Source organism: Phormidium sp. CCY1219 (assembly GCF_055795085.1).
In genome coordinates this window covers 1-8,408 of the sequence record NZ_JAYFEQ010000208.1, presented here as the reverse complement: position 1 = coordinate 8,408, position 8,408 = coordinate 1, and the positions used below count along the sequence as shown (strand labels likewise).

Sequence of the window (8,408 nt, the reverse complement as noted above, 5' to 3'; positions counted from 1 at the left end):
GCGAGTGGCTGGATTTACCGGATTGTCTTTAGAACAAGTCCGGGAATTGCAGGCGCAGATGGACAATTAATCCTGCCTTTTTTCCGGCAAAGCGCCTGTCAATCCTCCAGTGGTATCGTTTTTACCTGTAAGGACAGGGCAGTGCCCTGTCCTTAAACCCAGTGGATTGGGGGATAGATTGGGGAAAAGGGGTCAGCAAGGGTGCAAATGATTTGGCTGAGTTAATTGGGGGGAGGCGGAGTCTTTAGGAGGGAGGGAATACCCTCCGATGGGAGGAATTGATTCAGGAAGCCGACGGGGATTGTGAAGGGAGAAAGATGACAATAGGATGGCGGATTGCGATATGATGAAATCGATCGCAGATTAGGACAAGGCCATGTCTTACTACCGCCATTTAGCGACCGTTTTGGGGTGGAGCGCGATCGCGGCGATCGCGGTTCCTGTGGGCACGAGGGCGCAACTGATTCCCGACAACAGCTTGGGAACGGAATCCTCTGCGATCGTGCCACAACCCGGGCAACAATTTCTCATCGAAGGGGGAGCGAGACGGGGCAGTAATTTATTCCACAGTTTCCAAGAATTTAATATCGGCGATACACAACAAGTTTTTTTCGCCAACCCAAATGGGATTGGCCATATTTTAACGCGGGTGACGGGGAGCAATGCGTCCCGGATTTTCGGCACCTTGGGGGTAAAAGGGGGTGCCAATCTGTTTTTAATCAATCCCAACGGGGTGGTTTTCGGACCGAATGCGCGTCTGGATGTGGGCGGGTCGTTTTTTGCTTCGAGTGCGGAGGCGATCGCCTTTCCCGATGGCGCGCTTTACCGCAGCAGCCCCACAGACAGCGCCCCCTTGCTGTCTGTGAATGTTCCCATCGGGTTGCAATATGGGTCTGCGCCCGGGTCGATCGCCGTGCAACACTCGGATCTAGCGGTAAAACCGGGACAAACCCTGGGCTTACTGGGGGGGGAAGTGCGCCTCACCGGTGCCACCCTGCGCGCGCCGGGGGGAGAAATCGCGATCGCCGGCTTGTCCGACGTGGGAGAAATTGCCCTCACGGGAGACACCCGGGAGTTGCCCGCAAGCGATCGCGCCGATGTGCGCCTGTCCGACTCGAGGGCCAGTATCGTGGGTGAAGGCGGCGGCAACCTGGCAATTTATACTCAAAATCTCGCCATGACCGCTAGCGATTTGTCAGCGGGAATCGAGGAAGGATTGGGTACGGCAGAGGCAGTGGGGGGAGATATTTACATCAGCGCCACAGATACGATAAGAGCGAGTGGAAACAGCCGAATTATGACCACCCTGAAACCGAACTCCCGAGGCAGGGGAGGCAACATTATCATCGACGCCGGAACCGTTATCCTGCGCGATTCCGTGGTAGTAAGCGAGACGCTTAGTGAGGGGAATGCCGGCAACCTCATTCTGAATGCCTCACAAAAAGTAGATTTTGCTTCCACCCAACCCTTCCCCCGAGAGGAGTCGGTGCCGCCACCGGGGGGAGAAGGGGAGCCCCCAGCAGAAAATCGGCCAAACCGCTTTAACACAGGCGTTAGCACCATTTCCCGAGAGGAGGCCACGGGAAATGCGGGGAGATTAACCCTAGAGGCACCGGAGATAACCCTCAACGGCAGAGTGAGAGTCAGCAGCGAGACCATCAGTGCGGGAAGTGGCGGTCAGCTCGCGATCGCCACCCACACCCTAACCGTGAATGGCGGGGCAGTGATTTCCACCCTAGCTGCCGGCAGTGGAGATGCGGGAGATATTGCGATCGCCGCCGATACCATCGAAGTCAGCGATCGGGGCAATCACTTCAACAAACTCGGCGGCATTTTGGCCACCGTCGATCCCAGAGCCAGCCGAGGCAATGGCGGCAACATCACTATCGATACCCGACGCCTCACCCTGCGCCAGAGTGGGATTATCGCGGCAGATTTATTCAGTGAGGGAAAAGGCGGCAATATCGTAATTCGCGCCACCGAAGAAGTTGCCGCGATCGGGCAAGAACCGGGTAAACCCCCCTCTCAACTCACTACCGCCGTCCAAGAGGGCGGCAGGGGAGACGGCGGTAACATTACCATCGAAACCGGGCGGTCGATCCTGCGCGACGGGGCGAGAATTAATGTAGGCACCGAAGGCATCGGGAACAGCGGCAATCTCACTATCCGCGCCGAGGAACGAGTGGAACTCAGCGGCCTCTCTCCCGAGGGATTTCCCAGTCGCTTCGTGGCGCAGACGGATCGAGGATCGGTCGGCCAAGGAGGAGATATAGTGGTGGACACGTCCCGGTTAATCCTGCGCGATGGCGCTCAAATTTCGGCAGCAACATTGGGAGAAAGTTCCGGGGGAAGCGTATTCGTCCGGGCGAGGGAGGCGATTGAAGCGATCGGCTTTCTTCCGGTGCGGGAAACCCTCGAGGCGGATATCGACTCGGAGTTGGTGCGCGATGAATCGGGCAAACGCTATCCCAGCGGGATTTTTGCCAGTTCTCCCGGATTGGGCGACGTGAACTCGCTGACGGTGGAAACCGGAACCCTGAGTTTGCAGCAGGGGGCGCAACTGTCGGTGAGCAGTCAGAACCAAGGGGTGGCGGGTAACTTGCGGGTGCGTGCCGATGCCGTGCGCTTATACAATAGCAGTCTGAGCGCCGAAAGCATCGAGGGCACGCAAGCCAATATTGTTGTGGTCAGTCCGGACATTCAATTGCAGGAGCGATCGCGCATTACCACGAACGCCCGAGGCAACGCCACGGGGGGTAACATTACCCTCAATACCGATATTCTCACCGCCCTGGGAAATAGCGATATCAGCGCCAATGCCCTGGATAACTTTGGCGGACGGGTAATCATTCACGCGCGCGGCATTGTGGGCGCAGAATTTCGCCCCTTTCCTACGCCGGAAAGCGATATTATGGCCTCTTCCAAACTCGGTCCGTCGTTTAGCGGGATTGTGGAAATCAATACGCCAGACGTGAATCCCGAGGCAGCATTGGCACTATTGCCCGATCGCGTTTGGGAACCGATGGGCGAGATGGTGGCGGGATGTGCGGCAGATGAGGGCAATCACTTCGCGGTGGTGGGACGCGGAGGATTGCCGGAAGATCCGCGCGGCATCCTGCGCGGGGAAGTTCTCGTCCAGGATTTGCGCCCTCTGCCGGAGGAACCCGACGTCTCACATGTGCCGCTCCCGGAGAGCGATCGGACCCGCTATCGAATCCCGGTAGAGGCGCGCGGTTGGATTGTCAACGATCGCGGCGCTATCGAGTTAATCGCACATAGAGCCGCCTCGGGGCTTCCCTATCGCCTCACTTGCAAGCGGGGGCGGCAATTTTAACCCTATCAACGCTCATCGGCGATCGCCGAGAGTCCGGCCAATTCTAACAAGCTTTCCCACTGGGCATTGATGCGGCCATCTTCAGGATGGGTTTGCCGCGCTTGTACCAAACTCGCCACTAAATCGTACCAATACCCCCGTTCTCCATACCACTGGGCTTGTTCCTCGGCGGGTTTCCCCGCCAGCCCTTTTTCCACCTCCGCCGTTTGCTCTACCCGTTGTACCCAACCGCTGAATACCGGATCGTCCGGGGTCGGCGTTGTGCCGCAAATCACGGTCAAAACCCACTGATAATTTTTGCCGACGCTTAACGGGGGCGCGTCTTCCGGCAATCGAAAACTCACAATGGTTTCGGTTTCTGCAATGGGTAACAATGCCCGCTGGTAATAGTCCCCGGACTCATCTTTAAAGGCCAACAAGACTTGTTGTGCGGTAGTCTCTGGTATATATACAAACACCCGGGGATGTTCTTCTAGGGTCAATCCGTAATTGCGCGGCGGCACGATCGCCCGCATCGCCGGTTCCGAGGCGGCACATCGCACTCCATCCCGCGACCCCGCCCCCGCTGTATCGTCCGGGTGTCCCTCTCCGGGGGGTTCAAAGTTTTCCTCGAACACCACCGGTTGTCTCGTCAGGGGGGATTCCCCAGCTAGGGTGGCGCTGCGAGATATCCCCGGCAGATTTACGCACAACAATTCTAACGCTAACCCGACGGTTAAAAGTTTGCAACAATTAGACCAACGCATCGTTTTCCTTCTCCGATAGTCTGTAATCGAGTTTGTTTTCCGATGCTGCGGTTTGCGAGTCTTCACGATCGCTGGAAGTCTCGCCGAGAATGACTTGAGGTGCCAGCGATCGCACAACCCTGGCAATCTCCCTCGGGGAAACCGCAGAACCGAAATCCTTTCCCGAGACGGATCCCTCGCCCCAGGACCTCTCTACTCTATTGTGCAAGACAATTTGATGATTGGCGATGCAGTGGATCGGTTCCACCCGCGATCGCGATCGCCGATCCAGGTAATCCATTTCACTGCCAATTCCCCACCAACACAAATGGCGACCAATAATAAGGATGCTGGTATTTAGAATTCTTTAACAACCACAATTGCCCCTCTCGCAGCGCTTGCGCTTTTGGTACTCCTTGGCGCAGCAGGCGATAAAATTGTGCCATGAATTGCGCCGTGGAATCATCCTGCACGGACCACAGAGTCGCCAAGGTACTGCGCGCCCCCGAACGAACCGCCACCCCCGCTAACCCCAAGGCGGCGCGGTTGTCCCCTTTCGCTGTCTGACAAGCGCTCAATACCAACAGTTCGATCGCCTGTCTATTGCGTCGATTTTTCAGCAGACTATCTAAATCTTTCACATAAATGCGATCGTCCCAGGTTAACAAAAAGGTTTCCTCCGCTTTAGAACTAAATTGTCCGTGGGTGGCTAAATGAATTCCATCAAACTGTCGCGATTCCACTTGATTTGCTAACCGATTTTTGGTAAACTCTTCGTTCAAAAGAATGTGAGTCGAAATCAATCGCTCGATTTGCTCGATTTCGCCAATTACTCCCGGTAAGGGCGTAAATCCTTGCCGCGCTACAGCTAATCCTCCCATCAGCAAATCCAGGCGCGACTCGGATAATCCTCGAGATTCCAGCAGTTGCAACCCGGGGGTTAACGCAATGTTGTATTTTTCCACTAAAAACCGTTTCCCATCGTGCAATACCGACATGGGAAGACTGCGTAAAAATCCATCCAGAACAAAGACTAAGGTTTCAATCGGGTGCAATTCTAAAGTCGGTTCTGCGGGACGCACTAAGCGCTCGTACAAATTTTGCGCCGTCGGTAAGATTTCTTGGGGTTGAAAAATCGGGTTTAAATACTGACGGATGTCTTGAAAAAATTGCCCCCGTTCTGCATCAGAAAGGGCGCTGCCGTAATGTTGCAACGGCTGTCCGGAAATGGAGAGAATGACTTCTAATCGATTGTCGAGCAAGATGGGATAAATCACCGCCGCTTGGGCATCGATCTCTTCGATGGGTTTGGGTTGATAGGTTTCGCAGGCTTCTTGAAAAAAGTTTTCTAATTCTCGCAATTGCAACGCTTCGATCGCTTTTCGAGAAGCTTCGAGTCGTTGTTGTTGGGTTGCGGGAGATAAGCTATCCACATCTTGCAAGAGCAATTGCACGAACTGACGATAAATCGGTTCGATTTCATCCCGAAAGGTAAAGCGTACTTCCGAATCAACGGCGACTAAATCCTGACGCAAAGATTCCAGGGTTTGGATGGCTTGTTGATAAGCTGCGATCGCCTCATTAATCTTCCCTTGCGCGTTGAGAATTCGTCCCGATTGCCATTGCAACAATGCCCATAAATCTCCCTCGGCATTTGGTCTGTCTGCGAGAAACTCCATTGCCCGTTGAATCAATTCCCCGGCGTCGGACAGTCGTTCGCTTTGTTCGTATAAATGCGCCAATTGTGCTAAGGCATAAGCCGTTGCCCGAGAATCGTTTAACTGTTGGGCTTGGTGAATTGCGGCGGCAAGCTGTTCGGCGATCGCGGCTTTGCTAGGCGATTCTACTCCTTCCCATTGGCTGATTTTCATCGCGCTATCGGCAAAATTTACCCGGGCATAAACCGCCGCTCGACTGGGGGGTAAAGCCGAAAAATTCTCGGGAATTTCTCTGACAATGGCGAGGGCTTCGGATTGGCTATTGCTGGCAATATAGAGACTCAATTGATTAAGTTGCGCTTGAATTTTTGTTAGGGGAAAATTTGCTTGTTCCCTGGCTTGTTTGTAGTATTGAATGGCGGCAGCTTCATCGTTCCTGGCTCGGGCGGTATTGCCCAATCTCATCAAGGTTTCGGCGATATCTGCGGGAGAATTAAGCCGTTGAGAAATTTCTAAACTTTGGCAAAGAACTTGGTGCGATCGCGGCCAATCTCCCACCACTTGAAACACTCCTCCCAAACTTCGCAATACTGCTGCTTTTAAGTCCGAATCGGGCAAGGAGGCAAGCTGTTGGGTGAGTCGTTCTAACTGAATCCGCGCCCTGCGGTACAATCCCATGCTTTGCAAGGCTTGGGCTTGATTAATTTGAGCGGTAATTATTCCTTCGGTATCGTTGGAGTTGCGATAGAAAACTTCGGCTTGCTGCCAGGTTTCTAAGGCGGCTTCTGGGTTGCCTCGTTTGAAGTAAAGCGTGCCTTTTGCATTCAGAATTCGAGCCTCAAGCGCGGTATCGCCCAGGGTTTTGCTGGCGTTTAATGCGCGGTTGAGTGCAGTTTCGGCGGCATCCCATTGCCCTAATTGCTGATAGGCGATCGCCAGATAATTTTCGGTAAGCGCCAAGTGCCGGGTTTGACGGGTTTGCGCGAATTCGGCGGCGGCTTGTTGCCACACTTGAATGGCGGCGGCAAATTGCTGCGCTTCGTACAGTTGTTGCCCGCGATCGAGGAGGGACAACCGCGCCGGAGATTGGGCGATCGCGGGTGGGAACCCGGACAAAAATGCAACCCCGCTAGAATGGAGGGGCAAGGGGAAAATTGCCACCACCAGTAAAAATCCCCACAATGCTAATCCCAGATGGCGATAAAATCTCATTGCATTCTTCCTTTGTGGAATTTAACGCAGCACGAATGGCGATCGGTTGATTTTCAATGAATTTTCACCGTGGTTCTCCAATTGCTTAGCACCTCGAAAATCGGCACTTGCCTGGGTGGGGGCGGGTTTCGCATGCTATGCCAAAATGGCGATCGCCTCTCCCTATTCCAGAATTCTCCTGAAGCTCAACTTTTTCCGCTTCACCCCGCCTCAAAGTGATTAACCTAACCTTTTAGCTTATCAGCTCAAAGCATCAATCTTCATGCATAATTAACATTTTTTAAAATTTAACCCCCTGGCAGTGGGAGCGGAGCGCGAATTGCCCGTCGGGTAAACCCCGGAAGCGGGCTATAACTCTGGAATTTCTAAAATATTTCTTACGAAAGATACAAAACCGTGTGTTTTTCTGGTAAACTAAACTCAAACAAACAGTGGTATTAGGAATTTGTACGGGGACGATCCCGAGGGTGACTCCTGCCATTCCCGCACCAAGGGCAATCGCCAAACCCGCTGTTGGGTATTGCCAAAGAATTAAAATCCGCTCTAATTCTCCTAAAATTCGAGTCCTGCCCTTTAGCGGAAAGCACAATGCTTGCTGTTCCCAAAAAAAACAATTGGGAAAAAGTCGAGCAATCGTCGCGCGGAATGCACAATTCAATCCAGCATGGCTTTTATTTTACCACTCTTTTTATCTCCTTTAATTCCGGAGATTTTCGCAAGTTGAAAAAATCCAGACCATCAAAGGGCGAATCTAGAAACTGTCAATCAGAAGGAAGGCAAAAAATGAAAACCAACGAGCAAAAAAATACGAGCCAAGTGCCACCAGAAGTCAATAGTGACTTTCAAAGAAACGCACAAGTGAGCATACCGCCTGCGGAAGCACCCAGTAGCGACACCGGGGAAAACGTTCGCCAAAGGGGAATCGATCGCGATGGTTATTTGGATGCAGGAGAAACCCAGCGATCGCGACAAGTAGACTCGGGCGATCGCGACAATATATCGCGCGGTTTGCTCCTGGGGATTATCCTCGGTTCCCTGATTGGGGTGACGTTATTTGCGTTTTATATCCTGACGCAATGGGAGTGGTTAGGCGATCGCACAGATCGAGTCACCCCGGTTCCCGCCCCCACCCAGCCCCAAACTGAACCCACTCAGCCGCAAATTATCGAAAGAGAAACCATTATCGAAAGAGAGGTGCCGGTGCGGGAACAACCTGCCGGCGATCGCGCCCAACCGCAACCGGAAACCCCCGTAGCGCCTCCGCCGGCGCAAGAAGCACCGCCACCGGAGACGCCCGCCGCTCCCACTGCCCCTGCAAATACAGATACAGACGTTCCCGAAAGCGAGGTACAACAACCCCCCACCGACGCCGCACCCGTGGCACCAACCGAGGACTTGAACCGCGAAGCACAACCCTCGGAGGTGGCACCGACTGAGGAATTGGACGGCGAAGCACAACCCTCGGAGGTGGCACCGACT

5 protein-coding genes are annotated in these 8,408 nt (G+C 53.9%); 2 read left to right on the top strand and 3 right to left on the bottom strand.

What is annotated here, in order from left to right; translation table 11 throughout:
• Window positions 1-376: 376 nt before the first annotated feature.
• Window positions 377-3,334 (top strand): filamentous hemagglutinin N-terminal domain-containing protein, encoded by a 2,958-nt coding sequence (locus tag AC0QH1_RS01510; RefSeq protein ID WP_324628982.1) that lies wholly within the window; start codon window positions 377-379, stop codon window positions 3,332-3,334.
• 5 nt (window positions 3,335-3,339) lie between these two features.
• Here AC0QH1_RS01510 and AC0QH1_RS01505 read toward each other — a convergent pair whose 3' ends face one another.
• The 3 genes from AC0QH1_RS01505 to AC0QH1_RS01495 are packed head-to-tail and all read right to left on the bottom strand — an operon-like array spanning window position 3,340 to window position 6,929.
• Window positions 3,340-4,080 (bottom strand): DUF928 domain-containing protein, encoded by a 741-nt coding sequence (locus AC0QH1_RS01505; protein WP_324628981.1) that lies wholly within the window; start codon window positions 4,078-4,080, stop codon window positions 3,340-3,342.
• Window positions 4,067-4,360 carry a hypothetical protein gene (locus AC0QH1_RS01500; RefSeq protein ID WP_324628980.1) on the bottom strand — a complete coding sequence of 98 codons (294 nt, stop codon included), beginning with the start codon at window positions 4,358-4,360 and terminating at the stop codon, window positions 4,067-4,069. The genes AC0QH1_RS01505 and AC0QH1_RS01500 overlap by 14 nt, the downstream gene beginning before the upstream one ends.
• 1 nt (window position 4,361) lies before the next feature.
• Window positions 4,362-6,929: a CHAT domain-containing protein gene (locus tag AC0QH1_RS01495; protein WP_324628979.1), complete on the bottom strand. Its 2,568-nt coding sequence runs from the start codon at window positions 6,927-6,929 to the stop codon at window positions 4,362-4,364.
• Between the two features lie 783 nt (window positions 6,930-7,712).
• On the opposite strand from AC0QH1_RS01495, the gene AC0QH1_RS01490 reads away from it, so the two are divergent.
• On the top strand, window positions 7,713-8,408 hold a 696-nt coding region (locus AC0QH1_RS01490; RefSeq protein ID WP_324628978.1), incomplete at its 3' end, for a hypothetical protein.

Bases quoted from the DNA above. Each gene is read 5' to 3' on its own strand.
- AC0QH1_RS01510 (WP_324628982.1), top strand. From the start codon at position 377: ATGTCTTACTACCGCCATTTAGCGACCGTTTTGGGGTGGAGCGCGATC.
- AC0QH1_RS01505 (WP_324628981.1), bottom strand. From the start codon at position 4,080: ATGCGTTGGTCTAATTGTTGCAAACTTTTAACCGTCGGGTTAGCGTTA.
- AC0QH1_RS01500 (WP_324628980.1), bottom strand. From the start codon at position 4,360: ATGGATTACCTGGATCGGCGATCGCGATCGCGGGTGGAACCGATCCAC.
- AC0QH1_RS01495 (WP_324628979.1), bottom strand. From the start codon at position 6,929: ATGAGATTTTATCGCCATCTGGGATTAGCATTGTGGGGATTTTTACTG.